The following is a 20,669-nucleotide window of genomic DNA, read 5'->3' on the forward strand; positions in this document are numbered from 1 at the left end:
CGATCTCCGGCCATCTCGGCGGGACCCTCCGTCATCCCGGGGTTAGTTCGGGGTGATGCGGAAGAGTCCGCTCAGGGTGCCCTGGTATTGCACGCGGCCGGGGGCGATGGTGCCGACCATTTGCAGGGTGTCGTGAATGGTGGTGGCGCCGATGGTCTGTGCGGTGTCGACATGGCCGGTGGCGGCGTCGATGACGGTGTATTTGTAGTTGTCGGTGACGCCGCCGCTGCCGCTGGGCAGGCCCGCGCTGCCCGAGCCCAGGCTGCCGGACGAACTGCCCGAACCGCCGCTGCCCGAGCCGAGCAGGGAGTGCCGGGCGATGGTGTAGATCTTGCCGTCGGCGACCGACAGGCGCGGAACCGCCGCCGACGGAACGGTATTGGTCCACACCACGGTGCAGCCGGAGCCGGTGACGTCGATGCGGGTCATCCCGCCGGTGAACGGTGCGCTCGCGGGCTGGCTGGGTCCGGCGTTGGCGGGCAGCTGCGGATAGGGGTAGCCGTAGGTGCTGGCCACGAACAGGCTGTTGCCCGCGCCGATGGGGGAGTTCTCGGTGCCGTCGATGGCGGGCACCGAGCACACCGTATTACCGGTGGCCGTATCGAAGACGAGCAGATTCTCCTTGGTCGCGGCATTGTCGGTGATGGCGATGTATTCGGTGCCGCTGCCCGCGCCGAAGAAGGTGGGGGTCGCGCCGGTGCCCCAGCTCAACTGTCCGGGTTTGCGCGCGGGTCCGCGATCGTAGGCGCGCCGCCACACCACATAGGGAGTGCCCGAGGAGTCCGCGCGCAGCAGGTACAGCGCGTGATCGGTGGCGACGGTGACGCCCTGCGGTGCGCTGGAAATGCTGTTGGCGACCATTTCCCCGGGTGCGAGTTCCACGGCCTTGGCGGTTCCGGTGGCGGGATCGGCGAATCCGGCGGCCCCGTTATCGGTGGCGAACCAGACCCGGCCGTCGAAGTCGGGCATGACCGCGGCGACGTGATCGCAGTCCCCGCCGCCGCAGTGCGCGGTAACCGCCTGTGCGATGGGTGTTCTCGAGGTGATGGACAGTTTCCAGCCGTTGCCGTCGCGTTCGTGTCCGATGCGCAGCAGTTCACCGCTGCCGTCGACGGTGACCATGCGGTCCTGTTCGTCGAGGTAGGCGTAGACGCCGCCGAGCAGGCTGCCCTTGGTGAGATTCAGTGTGGCGAGGGTGTTTCCGTTGGTGGGGTCGAGCAGCAGTACTTCGGGGGCGCGGTCGGTGATCTTGGTGCACAGGGCCTGCGGGAAGCCGTCGGCTCCCTGCAGGATGGTCGGGCAGGCGGCGGCCTCCTCGTGGAAGTCGGCGCGGACATTCCCGGTGCCGGGTCCGGGGAGCGGGGTGGCGTCGGAGGATTCGGCATCGCCGTGCATGGTCGCGGTGCCCACCGGTCCGAGATACGGATTCGCGGGCGGCAGGTTGTAGGCGGCGGAGGCCGGGCTGGTCGCGACGGTCAGCATGAGCGTCGCGCCCGCCGCTCCCAGGAGGGTGGCGCGGCTGAATCTCTCGAACACGGGTTCCCCATCTCAGCAAGGTGAATGCGAATATTCGAATCAGGCGATACGAGTAATCGTGGCGGATCACCTTAGGCACGCCATCCGGCCCCCGCAAGGTTTTGTCCCATCGGGCACGTCACATCGCGCGATCGCCGCTCCCATGCGCGAGAATATTCGCGCGTCGGCGATGGAATAGCCTGCCGCTGCGCCCGGTTGCCCGTTCTTATGGCACCCGAGTCGGACCAGTCGGATGGATGGCGCATGATCGAAGACGTGACGGATCTACCGAACCCGAATCTTCCCCCGGTTCCGCCCAGCCCCTCGGGCATGCGCCGGGCGTTGCGGCGGGCGCGCGACGGCGCGACGCTCAACCTCGACGAGGCGGTGGTGCTGCTCCAGGCGCGGGGCGGTGACCTGGAGGATCTCGCCAAATCCGCCGCGCGCGTGCGCGATGCCGGCCTGCGCGAAACCGGTTATGCCGGGGACACATTGCCCATCACCTATTCGCGCAAGGTGTTCATCCCGATCACGCACCTGTGCCGCGACAAATGCCACTACTGCACCTTCGTCACCGTGCCCGGCAAATTGCGCGCCGCGGGGAAGGGTATGTACCTCGAACCCGACGAGATTCTGGACATCGCCCGCAAGGGTGCTGAACTCGGTTGTAAGGAAGCCCTTTTCACGCTCGGCGACCGCCCCGAAGAGCGCTGGCCCGAGGCCCGCCAGTGGCTGGACGAGCGCGGCTACGACTCCACCCTGGATTACGTGCGCGCCATGTCGATCCGGGTATTGGAGGAGACCGGCCTGCTGCCGCACCTGAATCCGGGTGTGATGAGCTGGGCCGAGATGTCCCGGCTCAAGCCGGTGGCCCCGTCCATGGGCATGATGCTGGAGACCACCTCCACCCGGCTGTTCACCGAACCGGGTCAGGCGCACTACGGCAGCCCGGACAAGGATCCGGCGGTGCGGTTGCGCACGCTGACCGACGCGGGACGACTGTCTATACCGTTCACCACCGGCATTCTGGTCGGCATCGGTGAGAACCTCACCGAGCGCGCCGAATCCATTCTGGCGATCCGCAAGTCGCACAAGGCTTTCGGGCACGTGCAGGAGGTGATCGTGCAGAACTTCCTGGCCAAGCACGACACCGCCATGCGCAATACCCCCGACGCCGATCTGGAGGAGTTCCGCGCCACGATCGCGGTGGCGCGCCTGCTGCTCGGCCCGAAGATGCGGATTCAGGCCCCGCCCAATCTGGTATCGCTCGAGGAATGCCGCGCGCTCCTCGACGCGGGCATCGACGATTGGGGCGGCGTCTCCCCGCTCACCCCCGATCATGTGAATCCGGAACGGCCCTGGCCGAACCTGGACACGCTGGCGCAGGTCACCGCCGACGCCGGATTCGTGCTCACCGAACGGCTCACCGCGCATCCGAAATACGTGCTGGCGGGCCACCCCTGGATCGATCCGCGGGTATCGCGGCATATCGACGCGCTCTCCGATCCGCTGACCGGTCTGGCCCGCACCGTGAACCCCACCGGCCTGCCCTGGCAGGAACCGGACCACGATTGGGAATCGGTCGGCCGCATCGACCTCAATACCGCCATCGACTCCGAGGGCCGGAACACCGAGTCCCGCAGCGATTCCGCGCTCGCCAGTGACGGCCTGGGCGCGTTCGGCGACTGGGAGACCATTCGCGAACAGGTGAAGGAGCTCGCGGTCGCCGCACCCGAGCGCTTCGATTCCGAGGTGCTGGCCGCGCTGCACGCCGCCGAGCGCGATCCGGCGGGGCTCTCCGACGATCAGTATCTGGCCCTGGCCACCGCGGACGGCCCTGCGCTGGAAGCGATTACGGCGCTGGCGGATCAGTTGCGCCGCGATACGGTCGGCGATGACGTCACCTACATCGTCAACCGGAATATCAACTTCACCAATATCTGCTACACCGGCTGCCGCTTCTGCGCGTTCGCGCAGCGCAAGGGTGACGCGGACGCCTTCACGCTGAGTGCGTCCGAGGTCGCCGACCGCGCCTGGGAGGCGCATGTCGAGGGCGCGACCGAGATCTGCATGCAGGGCGGTATCGATCCGGAGCTGCCGGTCACCGGTTACGCCGATCTGGTGCGCGCCATCAAGGAACGCGTCCCGGGCATGCATGTGCACGCCTTCAGCCCGATGGAGATCGTCAATGGGGCTTCCCGTGGCGGTCAGAGCATTCACGACTGGCTCGCGGCGCTGAAAGAGGCTGGGCTGGACTCGATTCCGGGCACCGCCGCGGAGATCCTGGACGATGAGGTGCGCTGGGTCCTGACCAAGGGCAAACTGCCCACCTCGGCCTGGATCGATGTCATCACCACCGCGCACAAACTCGGCATCCGCTCCAGCTCGACCATGATGTACGGCCACGTCGACAACCCCAAGCACTGGGTCGGCCATCTGCGCGTACTGAGCGGAATCCAGGACGAGACAGGCGGTTTCACCGAATTCGTGCTGCTGCCGTTCGTGCACCAGAGCGCCCCGCTCTACCTGGCGGGCGCCTCCCGCCCGGGCCCGACGGTGCGCGACAACCGCGCCGCCCACGCCCTGGCCCGCATCATGCTGCACGGCCGCATCAAGAACATCCAGACCAGCTGGGTCAAACTCGGCATCAAGGGCACCCAGCTGATGCTGAACGGCGGCGCCAACGACCTCGGCGGCACCCTCATGGAGGAGACCATCTCCCGCATGGCGGGTTCGGAGCACGGATCGGCGAAAACGGTCGCGGAACTGACCGAGATCGCCACCGGGATCGGCCGTCCGGTCCGGCAGCGCACCACCACCTATGGTGTGCCACAGCACAGTTCGCTGGTGGCTCCGCTGGCACTAGGCTGAGTGGGAGCCGCTCCCATCGGCGTTCGCGGCCCCGACCCGGTCCGCGAACGCGGCCCAGGGCAAATTAGGCTTGCCTGACCAGGAGTATTGTGAACGCGCCGGGATACTGTTTCGCGGGGCGGACTATCCCGCATGTGAGGACAGACTAGGAGAGCGGCAGTGCCGTACATCATCGCTGAACCGTGCGTTGACGTGAAGGACAAGGCGTGCATCGAGGAATGCCCCGTGGATTGCATCTACGAGGGCGGCCGCATGCTGTACATCCAACCGGACGAGTGCGTGGACTGTGGTGCATGTGAACCGGTGTGTCCGGTGGAGGCCATCTTCTACGAGGACGACACCCCGGACCAGTGGAGCGGCTACGTGAACGCGAACGTCGAATTCTTCGACGATCTCGGTTCGCCCGGCGGCGCCACCAAGGTCGGCAAGGTCGATTACGACCCGCCGTTCATCGCCGCGCTACCGCCGATGGCCGCGGAGTAGGTCTTGACCGCGCGTGGCCGGGTGAGTGCACTACTACCCGATTTCCCTTGGGACACCATCACTTCCGTGAAGGCGAAAGCCGCTTCGCATCCGGGCGGGCTCGTGGATCTTTCCGTGGGCACCCCGGTCGATCCGGTGGACCCGCTGATCCAGGCGGCGCTCGCGTCGGTGGCGGCGGTACCGGGCTATCCGACCACGCACGGCACCCCCGAATTGCGCGAAAGCGTTGTGGCAGCGCTGAAACGGCGATTCGGGATCACCGGCATCGAGCCGGACGCGGTGCTGCCGGTGATCGGCACCAAGGAGCTGATCGCCGGATTGCCGCGCACGCTCGGGCTGGGCGCGGACGATCTCGTGGTGATACCCGAGGTGGCCTATCCGACCTATGAGGTCGGCGGGTTGCTGGCGGGTACCCGAATCCTGCGCGCGGACAGCCTGACCCAGCTGGGTCCGGAGAAGCCTGCGCTCATCTTCCTCAATTCGCCGTCGAATCCGACCGGTAGGGTGCTCGGCGTCGAACATCTGCGCAAGGTGGTCGAATTCGCCCGCGAGCGCGGCGCGATCATCGCCTCGGACGAGTGCTACCTGGGCCTGCCCTGGGAGGGCCGGGCCATCTCGGTGCTCGATCCCGAGGTGTGCGACGGTGATCACACCGGCTTGCTGGCCATTCACTCGCTGTCCAAGACGTCGAATCTGGCGAGTTACCGCGCCGGTTTCGTCACCGGTGATCCGACCCTGGTCGCGGAGTTGCTGGAAGTGCGCAAGCATTCCGGCATGATGCTGCCGTTCCCGATCCAGGCGGCCATGACCGCCGCCCTCGGTGATGACGCGCATGAGGCCGAGCAACGCGAGCGCTACCGTGCCCGTCGCGAGGTGCTGCGAAAGGCGTTGGCGGCGGCCGGGTTCCGCATCGACGATTCCGAGGCCGGGCTGTACCTGTGGTCGACCCGTGGCGAGCCGTGCCGCACCACGCTGGACTGGCTGGCCGAGCGCGGCATCCTGGCGGCTCCGGGCGAGTTCTACGGCCCGCGCGGCGCACAGCATGTGCGCATCGCGCTGACCGCGACGGATGAGCGCATCGCCGCCGCCGCTGATCGCCTGACCAGCTGATTTAGTCCCGGACCCCGGGTCGTGCTAACGTCTACCGCGTTGCAAGGCCCGCGGGCCGAGCGGCAGTTAAGGCCCTGTGGCGCAGTTGGTTAGCGCGCCGCCCTGTCACGGCGGAGGTCGCGGGTTCGAGTCCCGTCAGGGTCGCACTTCCAAGGAAGGGCGTGAGCAGCAGCTCACGCCCTTCCTTTTTGCGTTGGGCCCCTTGCCTTCTGGTTGCCGGACTTTTTCCTGATTTGCCGAAAACTGACACACAGCTACTTCACAATCTCTATAACAGGTTCTCATCGAGTCTCGATGAGGAGTCTTTCAGTGCGTGGATCCATTTATGAAACCCCCGGTAAGAGTATCTACGGGAGTAACGTCACCCGGCGCGGTTTCCTAGCTGCAACAGGTGTCATTTTCGGGGCGGCGGTGCTGGCCCGACAGGTCCCCGCTCGAGCGTTGCCGACCAAGCAGCTCGCCGACGGCGACAAGGTGCCGGTGCTCGTCATCGGCTCCGGATACGGCGGCGCGGTCGCGGCGCTGCGACTGGCGCAGGCCGGGGTCGACGTGGCCATCGTGGAGATGGGCATGTCGTGGTCGCAGCCGGGCTCCGACGGCAAGATCTTCTGCAACATGCTCAAGCCGGACGGGCGGTCCTTCTGGCTGCGGACCGAGACCGATCAACCGGTCAACCACTTCATGGGCGCGCCCTACAACAAGTCCATCAACAGGTACACCGGCGTACTGGATTCCGAGCACTTCAGCGGGATTCGCGTGTACCAGGGCCGCGGCGTCGGCGGCGGCTCGCTGGTCAACGGCGGTATGGCGGTGACGCCCAAGCAGGAGAACTTCGCGAGCATCCTGCCCTCGGTGGACGCGGGCGAGATGTACAGCACCTACTACCCGCGCGCCAATACCGGCCTCGGGGTGAACAATATCGACCAGTCCTGGTTCGACAGCGCGGACTGCTATCAGTTCGCCCGCGTCGGCCGCAAACAGGCTGAGCGGTCCGGGTTTTCGTGGACCTTCGTGCCCAACGTCTACGACTTCAACTACATGAAGCAGGAGCAGGCCAAGACCGTCACCCGCTCCGCGCTCGACGGCGAGGTCATCTACGGCAACAACTACGGCAAGAAGTCCCTCGACAAGACCTATCTCGCCGCGGCCGTCGGCACCGGCAAGGTCGGCATCACGCCCATGCACATCGTCACCGCGGTATCGCCGACCGACGGCGGCTACAAGGTCGAGATGAAGCAGATCGACACCGGCGGCAATACGGTGGCCACCAAAGCCGTTGTGGCGCAGAAGGTCTTCTTCGCGGCCGGCAGTGTGGGCACCAGCAAACTGCTGGTCAGCATGAAGGCCACCGGCAAACTGCCGAACCTGCCCGATTCGGTCGGCACCGGCTGGGGCACCAACGGCAATGTCATGGTGGCCCGGCAGAATCAGGCCTGGGACGCCACCGGCAGCCTGCAATCCTGTATTCCGACCCTCGGCATCGACAACTGGGCCGACAGCGGTGGCCCGGCGTTCGCCGAGGTGTCACCGTTCCCGGCGGGGCTGGAGACCTTCGCGAGCCTGTATCTCGCGATCACCAAGAACCCCAATCGCGGCAAGTTCACCTACAACTCCGGAACCGGCGGGGTGGACCTGAACTGGCAGACCGCCTGGAACCAGCCGAGTATCGATGCGGCCAAACGCATTTTCGACAAGATCAACAAGAAGGAGGTCACGATCTATCGCACCGACCTGTTCGGGGCGACCAAGACCTGGGGCGACGACCTCACCTACCATCCGCTGGGCGGTTGCGTGCTCAACCAGAGCACCGACAACTACGGTCGCCTGACCTCGTACAAGGGGCTCTACGTCATCGACGGATCGCTCATCCCCGGTATGACGACGGTGAACCCGTTCGTGACGATTACTGCTCTCGCGGAACGCAATATCGAGAACATCATCGCCAACGACCTGAGCTAACCGGAGAATTTTCGGAGCGTCTCGCCCACGGCGGTGGTCTTGTTCGCGTTAGCCTGGGATATGGACGCTGTCACGGTTGTCCCTGCTCCCGCGAACGAACCGGTGCACACCTACGCACCCGGCTCTCGTGAACGCGCACTGCTGACGGGCAGGCTCGCCGAAATCTCCGCAGGATCTATCGATGTGCCGCTGGTGATGGGCGGCAAACACCAACCCGGCACCGGTGAACGTGCCGACATCGTGATGCCGCACCGGCATCGGCAGGTGCTCGGCACATTCACCGATACCACCCACGCGGAGGCGAGCGCGGCCGTCGACGCCGCGCACGCCGCCGCACCCGCCTGGCGGGCACTGCCGTTCGAGGAACGCGCGGCCGTGCTACTGCGGGCGGCCGATCTGCTCGCCGGACCCTGGCGGGAAACCATCGCCGCCGCCACCATGCTGGGGCAGTCGAAAACGGTGCAGCAGGCCGAGATCGACGCACCCTGCGAACTCGTCGACTTCTGGCGCTTCAATGTGGCGTTCGCCCGGCAGATTCTGGCCGAACAGCCGCAATCCTCGGCGGGGGTGTGGAATCGGCTGGACTACCGGCCCCTGGAGGGGTTCGTATACGCCGTCACGCCCTTCAACTTCACCGCCATCGCCGGGAACCTGCCCACCGCACCGGCGCTGATGGGCAATACCGTGGTGTGGAAACCCTCACCGACGCAGACGCTTTCGGCGTACTACACGATGAAACTGCTGGAAGCCGCAGGCATGCCGCCCGGGGTGATCAATATGGTCACCGGCAATGGCGTGCGATTGTCCGAAGTGGCGCTCGCCGATCCGCGGCTCGCCGGAATCCACTTCACCGGCTCGACCGGAACCTTCCAGTACCTGTGGCAGCAGGTCGGCGCGAATATCGGCCGGTATCACGGGTATCCGCGCATCGTGGGCGAGACCGGCGGCAAGGATTTCATCGTCGCGCACTCCTCCGCCGATCCGGATGCGCTGCGCATCGCCATGATTCGCGGCGCGTACGAGTATCAGGGGCAGAAGTGCTCGGCGGCCTCGCGCGCCTACATCGCGAAATCGGTGTGGCGGGAGATGGGGGAGGAGTTCCTCGCACAGGTCGACGAGCTCACCTACGGCGATGTCGCGGATCTGTCGAATTTCGGTGGGGCCGTGATCGATCGGCGCTCCTACGACAAGAACGCCGCCGCCATCGCCCGCGCCCGGGACAAGGGGCTGGGCATCACCGGCGGCGGGTGCGACGACTCCGAGGGCTTCTTCATTCGCCCGACCGTACTGCTCAGCGATGACCCCGGTGACGAATCCTTCGCCACCGAGTACTTCGGGCCGATCCTGTCCGTGCACGTCTACGACGACAGCCGCCCGGACGCCTTCGCCGATATGCTCACCACCGTCGACGCCACCTCGCCCTACGGACTCACCGGCGCGATCTTCGCCCGCGACCGCCAGGCCGTCGAACAGGCAACCACCGCACTGCGATTCGCGGCCGGGAACTTCTACATCAATGACAAGCCGACGGGCGCGGTGGTCGGGCAGCAGCCCTTCGGCGGGGCGCGCGCCTCGGGCACCGACGATAAGGCCGGGTCCTATCTCAACCTGCTGCGCTGGGTCGCGCCGCGCACCCTGAAGGAAACCTTCGTCGCCCCAACGGATTACCGCTACCCGCATATGGAGGAGGCGTAATGAACCCGCTCCGACCGGCAATCCTGGCCGCGGCCGATTCACCGCGACTGAAGAAGGCGGTGACCCGCACCCCGATCACCGCCGCGGTGGTGCGGCGCTTCGTGGCGGGGGAGACCCGCGCCGAACTCGCACCCGTGGTGCGCGCGCTGCTGGACAGCGGGCGCATGGTCAGCGTCGACTTCCTCGGCGAGTACACCACCGATCCGGCCATGGCCAATGCCGCCGTGACCGAATACTTCTCGCTCATCGACGATCTCGCCGAACTGGATCGCGCGCCCGATACCGAGGTTCCACCGGTGGAGGTGTCGGTGAAGCTCTCCGCGCTCGGGCAATCGCTGGGCGCGGACGGTCCGGCCATCGCCGCCGAGAACCTGCACAAATTGTGCGCCAAGGCCGTGGAATCGCGGGTGTGGGTGACCGTGGACGCCGAGGATCACACCACCACGTTCGATACGCTCGCCGCGGTCGAGCAGGCGCGCGCCGAATTCCCCTGGCTCGCGGTGGCCATGCAGACCTATCTGCGCACCGCCGAGGACAATTGCCGGGACGCGGCGGCCTCGGGAACGCGAGTTCGCCTGTGCAAGGGCGCATATCAGGAACCCGAGACCGTGGCGTACCGGAAGCGCGGTGAGGTCGACGCCTCCTATCTGCGCTGCCTCGACGTACTCATGCGGGACGCCTGGCATCCCATGATCGCCACGCACGATCCGGCCATGGTCGAGGCGGCGCTGCGGCTGTCGGCCGAACATCGGCGCAGCCCGGGGGATTTCGAATTCCAGATGCTCTACGGCATTCGCGACACCGAACAGCGCCGCCTGGTGGACGAGGGCCACGCCCTGCGCGTGTACATCCCGTACGGCACCCAGTGGTACGGCTACCTCATGCGCCGCCTCGCCGAACGCCCCGCCAACCTCGGCTTCTTCCTCCGCGCCCTCACCGAACGACGCTGAGTTCGATATGTCTGTGCCGCCGTCAGACCAGTGGGCGGCCGAAGCGGCGGCGCAGGCGCATATCGGCGAGGTAGAAGTTGTAGGGGAACAGGCGGAGCACCGTGGGCATGCGGGTCCAGACCGCGGAGATCAGGCGCAGGAAACCGCCGAAGAAGCGTTCGTCGCGGGCCGACCAGGTCATGCCCATCTCATCCCGAAGATGTTGCGGGAGTAGGGCGGTGACGATGAAGCGGTGCAGGCCGCCGAGCAGGAATTGCAGCGGGTAGGGGAGCATCTTCAGGTCGGTGAGCGCGTTGAAGTAGGCGCGGGTCGGCTCGTCGATGTGCTTGGTGGCCAGGTTCTCCTCCCAGTACGCGTAGAAGGCGTCCCGGGTCGGCGGCCACATCTCCGCGCGCATCTGCAGGGTGGTGCCCAGGCGCGCGCTGTACCGGTAGAACGCCTCGGCCACTTCGGGACTCATCGGCCCGCGCATGCGGTGGTAGAGATCGTCCATGCCCCAGTACAGGCAGGCCGCCACCCACAGTTGGAGTTTGGGATCGAAGGCGTTGTACTTCACCGGACTGGTGGGCTTGGTATGCACGGTGCGATGGGACTTGTTCACCGCTTCGCGATACGCGGCGCGATCATCGTCCTCGCCGAGCAGGGCGACGGCGATATAGGTGAGGGTGGTGCGCAGTCGTTTGATGGGCCGCACCATGACGCTGCCGCTGCGCACATCGCTCTCCATCACCCCGTACCCGACGGGTTTGAGCGAGAGTTGCATGATCACATTGGCGGCCCCGCCGAGGAAGGCGGCCAGCCCGTCGATGTGCTCGCGAACGGTGTCGGGAGTGAGTGGTTCGGTGCCGGGTGCGAATCCGTAGCCATCGGCCGGGTCGGGGAAGGGCTGGCGCAGCGGGGCGGTCATCGTTGACTCGACTCCTCGTCGTCGTTCCTCGTCGCTGAGGAGAGTGTGAGAAACTCTTGTCCTCACCTTCTCATCGAGGTGGGTCACTGTCAATGTGCGATGATTGGTGCCTCATCGTATCTTCGCGACTCGAAAGGGGCCGGACCATGGCCAAGCTGGCCAAACTCCTGCCGCTCGTGCGCGGATCCGCTCCCGAGGACAGTAATCAGGCCAAGGTGCTCGACGCCGCACTGGTTGCCTTCCTCGACTTCGGGATCAAACGCACCAGCATGGTCGAGGTCGCCCGGCGCGGCGGGCTGTCGCTGGCCACACTCTATCGGCGTTTCGCCGGCAAATCCGATCTGATCGAGGCGGTCGGGCTGCGCCTGGCCCGGCAGTTCATCGCCGACGCCGATGCGGCCGTGCACGCGGAGATCGAACGCGATGCCAGCGCGCAGGATCAGATCGTCGCGCTGTTCATCGCGTTCATCGAGGGATTGCGCGGCAATCAGCTGCTGGGCCGGCTGCTCAAGACCGAACCCGAGGTGGTGCTGCCGTTCCTCACGGTGCAGGGTGCGCCCGTCATCGAATTGGGCCGGGACTATCTGGCCGAGTTCATCACCCGGCTGCAATCCGAAGGCAAACTCCCGGAATACGATCCGCTACCGCTGGCGGAGATGGTCGCCCGCAACGCGCTGTCGCTGGCGCTGACCCCGCAGACGGTGATCCCGCTCGACGATGAGGCCGCACTCCGGCAGTTCGCCATCGATCACGTCCTGCCGGGCTTCCGGATTCAGTGAGCCGCAGCGGTTTTCACACCAGCGGCAGACCGAGCCTGCGGCGCAGTCGCATATCCAGCAGATAGACGTTGATCGGGAAGATCCGCACCGGCGTGGGCAGTAATTCCTCCGCCGTGCCGACCGTGCGCATGATCCGGGCCAGCAAGCGATCCTGCCGCGGCGACCAGGTCATCCCCATTTCGTCCCGAAGATGTTGCGGCAGTAGGCCGGTCACGAAGAATCGATGAATTCCTCCGAATGCCGATCGCACCGGCAGCGGCATCATCTTCAAATCGATGAGATCCTCGAAATAGGCGCGAATTCTCGGATCGATGGTGGTCGCCGCCAGGTTCTCATTCCAATACCGTTCGAACTCATCGCGATTCGCGGGCCACAGCTCCTCGCGCATTTGCAGCGTGGTGCCCAGCCGCGCCGAATACCGGTAGAACGCGTCGGCGTCGGCTGCGCTCATCGGGCCGTGCATTCGCTCGTACAGATCGCGTGCGCCCCAATAGAGGCAGGCCGCCACCCACAGCTGCAATTTCGGATCGAAGGCGTTGTACTTCACCGGATTTCCGGGCCGGGATCGCACCTGCCGATGCGAGGTGTCGACCGCCGCGCGATAGGCCGCCCGATCCGCGTCGGTCCCCAAGAGTGCGACCGCCAGATAGGTGATGGTGGTCCGCAGCCGCTTGATGGGATGCACCATCACATTGCCGCTCTCCACCGGGGATTCCACCACCCCGTACCCCACCGGTGGATGCGCGAGTTGCATGATCACGTTCGCGGCCCCGCCGAGCAGCCCGGCCGCCCCGTCGATGAATTGCCGGATATCGATATCGGGTTCGCCCGCCCGCCCGTAGTACGGCTGCGCGGCCATGGGTCTGGTCATCGTCGACCACATCCTCGGAAGTGAGAAGGTTGTACACAAACTGTCTTACCCACTCGCCCCACCTGTCAACCGACTTGCCACCATCGCGGCCGATTCGTGCCCGGCCCGGCGGTATCGGCCCGCACCCGGGACTTCGGTAGCGTGAGCGGGTGTCTTATGGGTCGCCACTCCTGCTGAGGTCCTTGCATCCCGCCGCCGTCGCGGCCGGGGACGATATCCCCGATGCCGTCACCATCGCCGGGGTGAGCCTGTCGCGCAGTGATCTGCTCGGCGCGGCCACCTCCGTGGCCGAACGCATCGCACAGGCCGAACGGGTCGCGGTGCTCGCACGCCCCACCGTGAGCACGGTGCTGGCGGTGATCGGCTGCCTCATCGCGGGCGTCACCGTGGTGCCGGTGCCGCCGGACGCGGGCAGCGCCGAATTGGCGCACATCCTGGATGATTCGGGAGCGCAGGCGTGGCTCGGGGAAGCGCCCGAAGGCAGTGCGCTGCCGGTGGTTCCGGTGCGGGCGCACGCGCGGTCCTGGCATACGTATCCCGAACCCGCGCCCGGAGCGATCGCCTTCATTCTCTACACCTCCGGAACCACCGGTGCGCCCAAAGGCGTGATGCTGAGCCGTCGTGCCATCGCCGCCGGGCTGGATGCGCTCGCGCAGGCTTGGCAGTGGAAGTCGAATGACGTTCTCGTGCACGGGCTTCCGCTGTTCCACGTGCACGGGTTGATTCTCGGGCTCCTCGGGCCGTTGCGGGTCGGCAGCCCCGTGATCCACACCGGTAAGCCGACGCCCGAGGCGTATGCCGCCGCGCCGGGCACCATGTATTTCGGGGTGCCGACGGTGTGGTCGCGGATCGCCGAAGATGCCGTCGCCGCAAAGGAATTGGCGAAGGCCAGGATTCTGATCTCGGGGAGTGCGCCGCTGCCGGTGCCGGTGTTCGAGCGGTTGCGGGAATTGACCGGGCACGCACCGCTGGAGCGGTACGGCATGAGTGAAACCATGATCACGCTGTCCACCCGGCCGGACGGGGAGCGGCGGCCGGGGTGGGTGGGCACGCCTGTGGCGGGGGTGCTGACGCGGTTGGTCGACGAGGCCGGGAACGTGCTGCCGCATGATGGGGAAAGCGTTGGCGGACTTCAGGTCCAGGGGCCGATGCTGTTCGACGGGTACCTGAACAAGCCCGAGGTGACCGCCGAGAACTGGACCGCGGACGGGTGGTTCAAGACCGGCGATGTCGCGGTCATCGACGCGGAGGGCATGCACCGGATCGTCGGCCGTGAATCGGTGGACCTGATCAAATCCGGCGGCTACCGAATCGGCGCGGGGGAGATCGAGACCTCGCTGCTCGGACATCCCGCCGTGGCCGAGACCGCGGTGATCGGCGTCCCCGACGATGACCTCGGCCAGCGCATCGTCGCCTACGTCGTACTGCGGGACGGCGCGGATGATGCGGTGGCCCGGCAACTCATCGACCATGTGGCGGGCGAACTTTCGGCACATAAGCGGCCCCGCGAGGTGCGCGTGGTGGACGCGCTGCCGCGCAATGCCATGGGCAAGGTGCAGAAGAAACTGCTCGGCTGAACATCGCCCCGCCCGGACCGTGTCGCTTGACCTGAACCGCACTTCAGGTCATAACGTCGCGGACATGATCGCAACACTGACGCCCGCGCAGATCGAGTATCTGGGCAGCCAGCGCCTGGGCCGGCTCGCCACCATCCGGCCCGACGGGTCACCGCAGAACAATCCCGTCGGGTTCCGCTACAACGCGGACCTGGGCACCATCGATATCGCCGGACACAATATGGGGGCGTCGCAGAAGTTCCGGAACCTCGCCAAGGAGGAACGGATCGCCTTCGTCGTCGACGATGTGCCCTCGGTCAACCCGTGGACCGTGCGGTGCCTCGAAATCCGCGGCACCGCACAGGCTTTGCGCGGCGTCGAAAGCTATATCCCCGGCGGCACGCCGGAGCTGATCCGCATCACCCCGGAGCGGATCATCGCCTTCGGCATCGAATAGCGGTCCAGCGGTTGGAGAGTGAGTCAGTCGTTGGCGTGCAGTGCGGCATTCAGCTCGATGCCGGTGCCCTTGCGCGCCACCGCCTCCACCGTGCCGGTCACCGAATTCCGGCGGAACAGCAGATTGTCCTTACCGCTCAACTCGGCCGCCTTGATGACCGCGCCGTCCGGCAGCGTCACCTTGGTGCCCGCGGTGACATACAGCCCGGCCTCGACCACGCAGTCATTGCCGAGCGAGATGCCCAGACCCGAGTTCGCGCCGAGCAGGCAGCGCTCACCGAGCGAGATGACCTGCTTACCGCCACCGGACAGGGTGCCCATGATGGACGCGCCGCCACCCACATCGGAGCCGTCGCCGACCACGACGCCACCCGAAATGCGGCCCTCCACCATGGAATTGCCGAGCGTGCCGGCATTGAAGTTCACGAAACCCTCGTGCATGACCGTGGTGCCCGAGGCCAGATGCGCGCCCAGGCGCACCCGATCGGCGTCCGCGATGCGCACACCCGACGGCGCGACGTAATCCACCATGCGCGGGAACTTGTCGATGCCGTACACGGTGACCGGGCCGCGCGAGCGCAGCTTCAGGCGGGTCAGCTCGAACTCCTCCACCGAGCACGGGCCGTAATTGGTCCACACCACATTGGCGAGCAGGCCGAAGACGCCGTCCAGATTCAGGCCGTGCGGCTTGACCAGACGATGCGAGAGCAGTTGCAGGCGCAGGTAGACATCGTGCGTATCGACCGGCGCGGCATCGAGATCGGCGATGCTGGTGCGCACCACGACCGTCTCGACGCGGCGGGCCTCGTCGACACCGGCGGCGTCGGCGAACTTGGCGTACTCGATATCGGAGGCGTCCAGGCGCTTGGTGCCGGTATCGGCGACCGTGCCCAGCTCCGGATACGGGTACCAGGTGTCCAGCACCGTGCCGTTGGCGGTGATGGTGGCGAGGCCGACTGCTACTGCTCCCTGAGTGCTCACGTCGGTAAAGATTACCGGCCGCGAATTTTGCCCCGAATGGTGGCTTTTTGTGCCACGGCCGCCGCCATACCGGGAGCGGAGATTACACCTCCTTTAAGGTGGAAGGGGTGACCATCGATCTGAGCGCCGACCCGATCAACCTCGCTGCCGCTCTGGTGGACATTCCCAGCGTTTCCAAGGACGAGACCCGCATCGCCGATATCGTCGAAAAAGCCCTGCGCGAGCAGACCACCGGCTTCGAAATCCTGCGGCACGGCAATACCGTGCTGGCGCGCACCAGTCGCGGTCTGGCCACCCGGGTCATCCTCGCCGGACATCTGGACACCGTGCCCATCGCCGACAATGTGCCCAGCCGCTTCGAGGTCACCGCGACCGGCGAACGGCAGCTGTGGGGTTGCGGCACCGTGGATATGAAATCCGGTGACGCGGTCTTCCTGCACCTGGCCGCCACCGTCGCCGAACCGGTGCACGATCTGACCCTGATCTTCTACGACTGCGAGGAGATCGCCGCCGAGTTCAACGGGCTCGGCCGCATCGAACGCGAACTACCCGAATGGCTGGAGGGCGACCTCGCCGTACTGGGTGAGCCGTCCGGCGGCTGGATCGAAGCGGGATGCCAAGGGACGCTGCGGGTTCGGCTCACCACCTCCGGCGTGCGCGCGCACACCGCGCGAGCGTGGCTGGGCGACAACGCCATTCACCGGCTCGCGCCGATCCTGGAGCGGCTGGCGAATTATCGAGCGCGCGAAGTGGATATCGACGGCTGCGTCTACCGCGAGGGCCTGTCCGCCGTGCGCGTCTCCGGCGGCGTCGCGGGCAATGTGGTCCCCGATGTGGCCGAGGTGGACGTCAACTTCCGCTTCGCCCCCGACCGCACCCTGGACGAGGCGACCGAGCATGTGCGCGAGGTCTTCTCGGGCCTGGACCTGGGCTTCGAGCGCACCGACGGCGCTCCCGGCGCGCTACCCGGCCTGACCGCCCCCGCCGCCAAGGACCTCATCGAGATCGTGCACCTGCACGGCAGCGGCGGCGTCCGCGCCAAATACGGCTGGACCGACGTCTCCCGCTTCGCCGCCCGCGGCATCCCGGCCGTCAACTTCGGCCCCGGCGACCCCAACCTCGCCCACAAACGCGACGAACACCTCCCCATCGACCAGATCACCCAGGTCACCTCCATGCTCCGCAGCTACCTCCTGGGCGATAAAGCCTGACGGCTCGCAGCGGCGTCGGCCGCCGCAGCGAAGCGGAGGCAAACCCAACCCAGTACGGTGGCTGGCATGTCTGCTGAGGCTGAAATCCCGGGTTCGAAGAGTCCACGGTTTCGTGGGCCGATAATGCTGCGCCGGGATCGCAAGGTCGGGATCGGGACCACCGATCAGCATCTGCTGGATGAGCGGGGACCGGCGGATTGGGTGCATACCGATCCGTGGCGGGTGCTGCGCATTCAGGCCGAATTCGTCGAGGGCTTCGGGGCTTTGGCGGAGGTGCCGCGCGCGGTGGCCGTGTTCGGATCGGCGCGCACCGCACCGGAATCGCCGGAGTATCAGGCGGGCATCGCGATCGGCGGGGCGCTGGCGCGGGCCGGGTTCGCGGTGATCACCGGTGGTGGACCGGGGGCCATGGAGGCCGCGAATCGCGGTGCTTCCGAGGCGGGCGGCTATTCGATCGGGCTCGGGATCGAGTTGCCGTTCGAACAGCACCTCAACGAGTGGGTCGATCTCGGTATCAACTTCCGGTACTTCTTCGCGCGCAAGACCATGTTCGTGAAGTACGCGCAGGCGTTCGTCTGCCTGCCGGGCGGGTTCGGGACCCTGGACGAGCTGTTCGAGGCGCTCACGCTGGTGCAGACGCATAAGATCAATCAGTTCCCGATCATCCTGTTCGGCACCAAATACTGGTCGGGACTGGTGGATTGGCTGCGCGAGTCACTGCTCGGCTCGGCCAAGATCGCGCCCGGCGATATGAATCTGTTGCACGTCACCGACAGTGTGGACGAGGTGGTGCGCCTGGTGCTCGCGGCCGCCGAACAGCGCGCCGAAATGGATGCCGCGGCACAGGGAGATCAGTGGTGAGCGATTCGTATTCGGTCTGCGTGTACTGCTCGGCGAGCATCGGCGATCCCGCCGCACTGGAATTGTCCCGGCAGGTGGGAGCCGAAATCGGCCGCCGCGGTTGGCAATTGGTGTCCGGCGGCGGCAATGTCTCGATGATGGGCGCGGTCGCCACCGCGGCGCGTGCGGCGGGCGCGAAAACCGTCGGCGTCATCCCCAAGAAGCTGGTGCACCGCGAAATGGCGGATGTGGACTCGGACGAACTCATCGTCACCGATTCCATGCGCGAGCGGAAGCAGGTCATGGACGAGCGCGCCGACGCCTTCCTGACCCTGCCCGGCGGCATCGGCACCCTGGAGGAGTTCTTCGAAACCTGGACCGGGGCCTACCTGGGCATGCACGACAAGCCCGTGGTGGTGCTGGATCCGGACGGGCACTATCGCGGCCTGTTCGCCTGGCTGGAGGAATTGCGCGAGCGCGGTTACGCCGGGCGCGAGGCGATGGACCGGGTGATCGTGACCGGCGATCTGGCGGAAGCTTTCGAGGCGCTGCGCCCCGGGCGCTGAGTGCTGTTGAAGTTGACAGATTGCGCCGTCACGGGCGGTGCATCTGACAATTTTGTGCGGAACTATCGGGTTTCACTCGACAACGAAGGGTGTATCCGTCAGGGTGTGACCACGAGCACGACCCGGTGAGGAGCCCCGCGCAGTGAACAACGACGCCCGTTCGACGGTCAGCCTGGTGGATCTGGCGCGCAGCCTGCCCGGTATGGCGGTACAGCTGCCGGGCATGACCCGCAATGCCGTGCACATGCTGGTGAAGTCCGATTCCAAGGCTTCCATCGGACTCTTCTTCCAGCGGGCCGCCGCCAAACACCCCGAGCGCGCCTTCCTGCGCTTCGAAGGCCGCGAATACCGTTGGGGTGAAGCCAATTCCGAGGTGAACCGGTACGCGAGCGTATTGGCTTCGCACGGCGTCAAGCGCGGCGATGTGGTCGGGGTCCTGATGACCAACCGGCCCGAGGCGCTGTTCACCGTGCTGGCCGTGGTGAAACTCGGTGCCACGGCCGGACTCCTGAACCACAATCAGCGAGATGCCGTGCTGCAGCACAGCTTCGGACTGTTGAACTCGGTGCTGGACGTGATCGGCGAGGAATGCGCCGAAGCCCTGGACACGCTCACCGAACTGCGCCCCGCAGTGCTCTGGTCCAAGGATCTGGAGGCCGCCGCCCGCACCGCCGACGCCGCGAATCCCGCTGTCTGCGAACAGATTCTGGCCAAGGAACGCGCCTACCTGATCTTCACCTCCGGCACCACCGGCCTGCCCAAGGCCAGCGTCATGACCCATATGCGCTGGACCAAGTCCATGGCCGGGGTCGGCGGTCTGGGCGTGCGCCTGGACGGCGGCGACACCCTGTACTGCTGCCTGCCGCTCTATCACAACAACGCCCTCACCGTAGCGCTGTCCTCGGTGGTCGCGGGCGGCGCGACACTCGCACTGGGACGCAAGTTCTCGGCCTCCCGCTTCTGGGAGGAGGCCATCGCCAATCAGGCCACGGCCTTCATCTACATCGGCGAACTCTGCCGCTATCTGCTCAATCAGCCCGCCCGCCGCACCGATCGGCAGCATCGGGTCCGGCTGGCGGTCGGCAACGGCCTGCGCCCGGAGATCTGGGACGAATTCCGGGATCGCTTCGGTATCAAGCGGATTGTCGAGTTCTACGGCGCGAGCGAGGGCAATGTCGCCTTCATCAACGCGTTCAGCCTTTCGCGCACAGCGGGTTTCACCCCACTGCCGTTCGCGGTCGTCGAATACGACGATGCCACCGGCAAGGCCAAGCGCGGCCCGGACGGCAAACTGCGCCGCATCGGCGCGGGCGGGGTCGGCCTGCTGCTGGCCAAGGTCACCACCAGTTCCCCCTTCGACGGCTATACCGACAGTGCCGCAACCGAATCCAAGCTGGTGCGGGACGGTTTCACCGCCGGTGACTGCTGGTTCGACACCGGCGATCTGGTGCGCAATCAGGGCTGGGGTCATATCGCCTTCGTGGACCGGCTCGGCGACACCTTCCGCTGGAAGGGTGAGAATGTGGCGACCACCGAGGTGGAGGGCGCTTTCGACGGTATCGACGCGGTGCTCCAGGCCGTCGTCTACGGCGTGGATATCCCGGGCGCGGACGGTAAGGCGGGCATGGCCGCGATCACCCTCGCCGAGGGCGCGACCTTCGACGGTAAGGTCGCCGCGAAGACGCTCTACGACCGCCTGCCCACTTACGCTGTGCCCCTTGTCATTCGAGTGGTCCCGGAACTGGAGCAGACCTCTACCTTCAAGTCCCGCAAGGTGGAACTGCGCACCCAGGGACTCGGCACGGACGACATCAGCACGCTGTACGTGCTGACCGGGCGCGGTGACGGTTATGTCCCGATCTACCCGGAATACGCGGCCGAGGTGGCCGCGGGCAAACTTCCGCGCGGCTGAGGCCCGG

At 66.4% G+C, this 20,669-nt stretch carries 17 protein-coding genes and 1 tRNA gene; 14 read left to right on the forward strand and 4 right to left on the reverse strand.

Annotated features, from left to right (window positions below):
- Positions 1-42: 42 nt before the first annotated feature.
- Positions 43-1,536: a hypothetical protein gene (locus tag ACFC0O_RS34545; protein WP_375965522.1), complete on the reverse strand. Its 1,494-nt coding sequence runs from the start codon at positions 1,534-1,536 to the stop codon at positions 43-45.
- Positions 1,537-1,779: 243 nt separating this feature from the next.
- Between ACFC0O_RS34545 and ACFC0O_RS34550 the strand changes: the two genes are divergently transcribed.
- The 7 genes from ACFC0O_RS34550 (at position 1,780) to ACFC0O_RS34580 (ending at position 10,583) form a co-directional block, all read left to right on the forward strand.
- A complete protein-coding gene (locus tag ACFC0O_RS34550; protein ID WP_375965525.1) occupies positions 1,780-4,386 on the forward strand; it encodes a bifunctional FO biosynthesis protein CofGH in 2,607 nt (868 codons plus the stop codon).
- Between the two features lie 159 nt (positions 4,387-4,545).
- A complete protein-coding gene (gene fdxA / locus ACFC0O_RS34555) occupies positions 4,546-4,869 on the forward strand; it encodes a ferredoxin (protein WP_067572375.1) in 324 nt (107 codons plus the stop codon).
- Between the two features lie 21 nt (positions 4,870-4,890).
- Complete coding sequence (dapC, locus tag ACFC0O_RS34560) at positions 4,891-5,979, forward strand: succinyldiaminopimelate transaminase (protein WP_375966424.1); 1,089 nt, start codon at positions 4,891-4,893, stop codon at positions 5,977-5,979.
- Positions 5,980-6,049: 70 nt separating this feature from the next.
- A tRNA-Asp gene (locus tag ACFC0O_RS34565) sits at positions 6,050-6,123 on the forward strand.
- 165 nt (positions 6,124-6,288) lie between these two features.
- Entirely contained in the window at positions 6,289-7,938 is a 1,650-nt protein-coding gene (locus ACFC0O_RS34570; protein ID WP_375965527.1) for a GMC oxidoreductase, read from the forward strand.
- 60 nt (positions 7,939-7,998) lie between these two features.
- Positions 7,999-9,633, forward strand: a complete 1,635-nt coding sequence (pruA, locus tag ACFC0O_RS34575) for an L-glutamate gamma-semialdehyde dehydrogenase (RefSeq protein WP_375965529.1) — start codon at positions 7,999-8,001, stop codon at positions 9,631-9,633.
- Positions 9,633-10,583 carry a proline dehydrogenase family protein gene (locus ACFC0O_RS34580; protein WP_375965531.1) on the forward strand — a complete coding sequence of 317 codons (951 nt, stop codon included), beginning with the start codon at positions 9,633-9,635 and terminating at the stop codon, positions 10,581-10,583. The genes pruA and ACFC0O_RS34580 overlap by 1 nt, the downstream gene beginning before the upstream one ends.
- 22 nt (positions 10,584-10,605) lie before the next feature.
- Here ACFC0O_RS34580 and ACFC0O_RS34585 read toward each other — a convergent pair whose 3' ends face one another.
- The gene (locus ACFC0O_RS34585) at positions 10,606-11,490 is read right to left on the reverse strand and encodes an oxygenase MpaB family protein (RefSeq protein ID WP_375965534.1); all 885 of its coding nucleotides are present in this window, start codon (positions 11,488-11,490) and stop codon (positions 10,606-10,608) included.
- 146 nt (positions 11,491-11,636) lie between these two features.
- Here ACFC0O_RS34585 and ACFC0O_RS34590 point away from each other — a divergent pair, with 146 nt between their 5' ends.
- The gene (locus tag ACFC0O_RS34590; protein WP_375965536.1) at positions 11,637-12,269 is read left to right on the forward strand and encodes a TetR/AcrR family transcriptional regulator; all 633 of its coding nucleotides are present in this window, start codon (positions 11,637-11,639) and stop codon (positions 12,267-12,269) included.
- Positions 12,270-12,282: 13 nt separating this feature from the next.
- Here ACFC0O_RS34590 and ACFC0O_RS34595 read toward each other — a convergent pair whose 3' ends face one another.
- Positions 12,283-13,140 carry an oxygenase MpaB family protein gene (locus ACFC0O_RS34595; protein WP_375965539.1) on the reverse strand — a complete coding sequence of 286 codons (858 nt, stop codon included), beginning with the start codon at positions 13,138-13,140 and terminating at the stop codon, positions 12,283-12,285.
- 149 nt (positions 13,141-13,289) lie between these two features.
- Here ACFC0O_RS34595 and ACFC0O_RS34600 point away from each other — a divergent pair, with 149 nt between their 5' ends.
- Together ACFC0O_RS34600 and ACFC0O_RS34605 are read left to right on the forward strand one after the other, a co-directional pair.
- Entirely contained in the window at positions 13,290-14,717 is a 1,428-nt protein-coding gene (locus tag ACFC0O_RS34600; RefSeq protein ID WP_375965542.1) for an acyl-CoA synthetase, read from the forward strand.
- 64 nt (positions 14,718-14,781) lie between these two features.
- A complete protein-coding gene (locus ACFC0O_RS34605; protein WP_375965545.1) occupies positions 14,782-15,153 on the forward strand; it encodes a PPOX class F420-dependent oxidoreductase in 372 nt (123 codons plus the stop codon).
- Between the two features lie 23 nt (positions 15,154-15,176).
- On the opposite strand, the gene dapD is transcribed toward ACFC0O_RS34605, so the two are convergent.
- Positions 15,177-16,133 carry a 2,3,4,5-tetrahydropyridine-2,6-dicarboxylate N-succinyltransferase gene (gene dapD, locus ACFC0O_RS34610; RefSeq protein WP_375965548.1) on the reverse strand — a complete coding sequence of 319 codons (957 nt, stop codon included), beginning with the start codon at positions 16,131-16,133 and terminating at the stop codon, positions 15,177-15,179.
- A gap of 107 nt (positions 16,134-16,240) precedes the next feature.
- Here dapD and dapE point away from each other — a divergent pair, with 107 nt between their 5' ends.
- The 4 genes from dapE to ACFC0O_RS34630 all read left to right on the forward strand — a co-directional run bounded on the left by dapE (position 16,241) and on the right by ACFC0O_RS34630 (position 20,662).
- Positions 16,241-17,344, forward strand: a complete 1,104-nt coding sequence (gene dapE / locus ACFC0O_RS34615) for a succinyl-diaminopimelate desuccinylase (RefSeq protein WP_375965550.1) — start codon at positions 16,241-16,243, stop codon at positions 17,342-17,344.
- 66 nt (positions 17,345-17,410) lie between these two features.
- Entirely contained in the window at positions 17,411-18,205 is a 795-nt protein-coding gene (locus tag ACFC0O_RS34620) for a TIGR00730 family Rossman fold protein (RefSeq protein WP_375965553.1), read from the forward strand.
- Entirely contained in the window at positions 18,199-18,750 is a 552-nt protein-coding gene (locus ACFC0O_RS34625; RefSeq protein WP_375965555.1) for a TIGR00730 family Rossman fold protein, read from the forward strand. The genes ACFC0O_RS34620 and ACFC0O_RS34625 overlap by 7 nt, the downstream gene beginning before the upstream one ends.
- Before the next feature lie 142 nt (positions 18,751-18,892).
- Positions 18,893-20,662 carry a long-chain-acyl-CoA synthetase gene (locus ACFC0O_RS34630; RefSeq protein WP_375965558.1) on the forward strand — a complete coding sequence of 590 codons (1,770 nt, stop codon included), beginning with the start codon at positions 18,893-18,895 and terminating at the stop codon, positions 20,660-20,662.
- Positions 20,663-20,669 lie beyond the last annotated feature (7 nt).

The sequence above is a fragment of the Nocardia sp. NPDC056100 genome (assembly GCF_042266325.1).
GTDB lineage: Bacteria > Actinomycetota > Actinomycetes > Mycobacteriales > Mycobacteriaceae > Nocardia.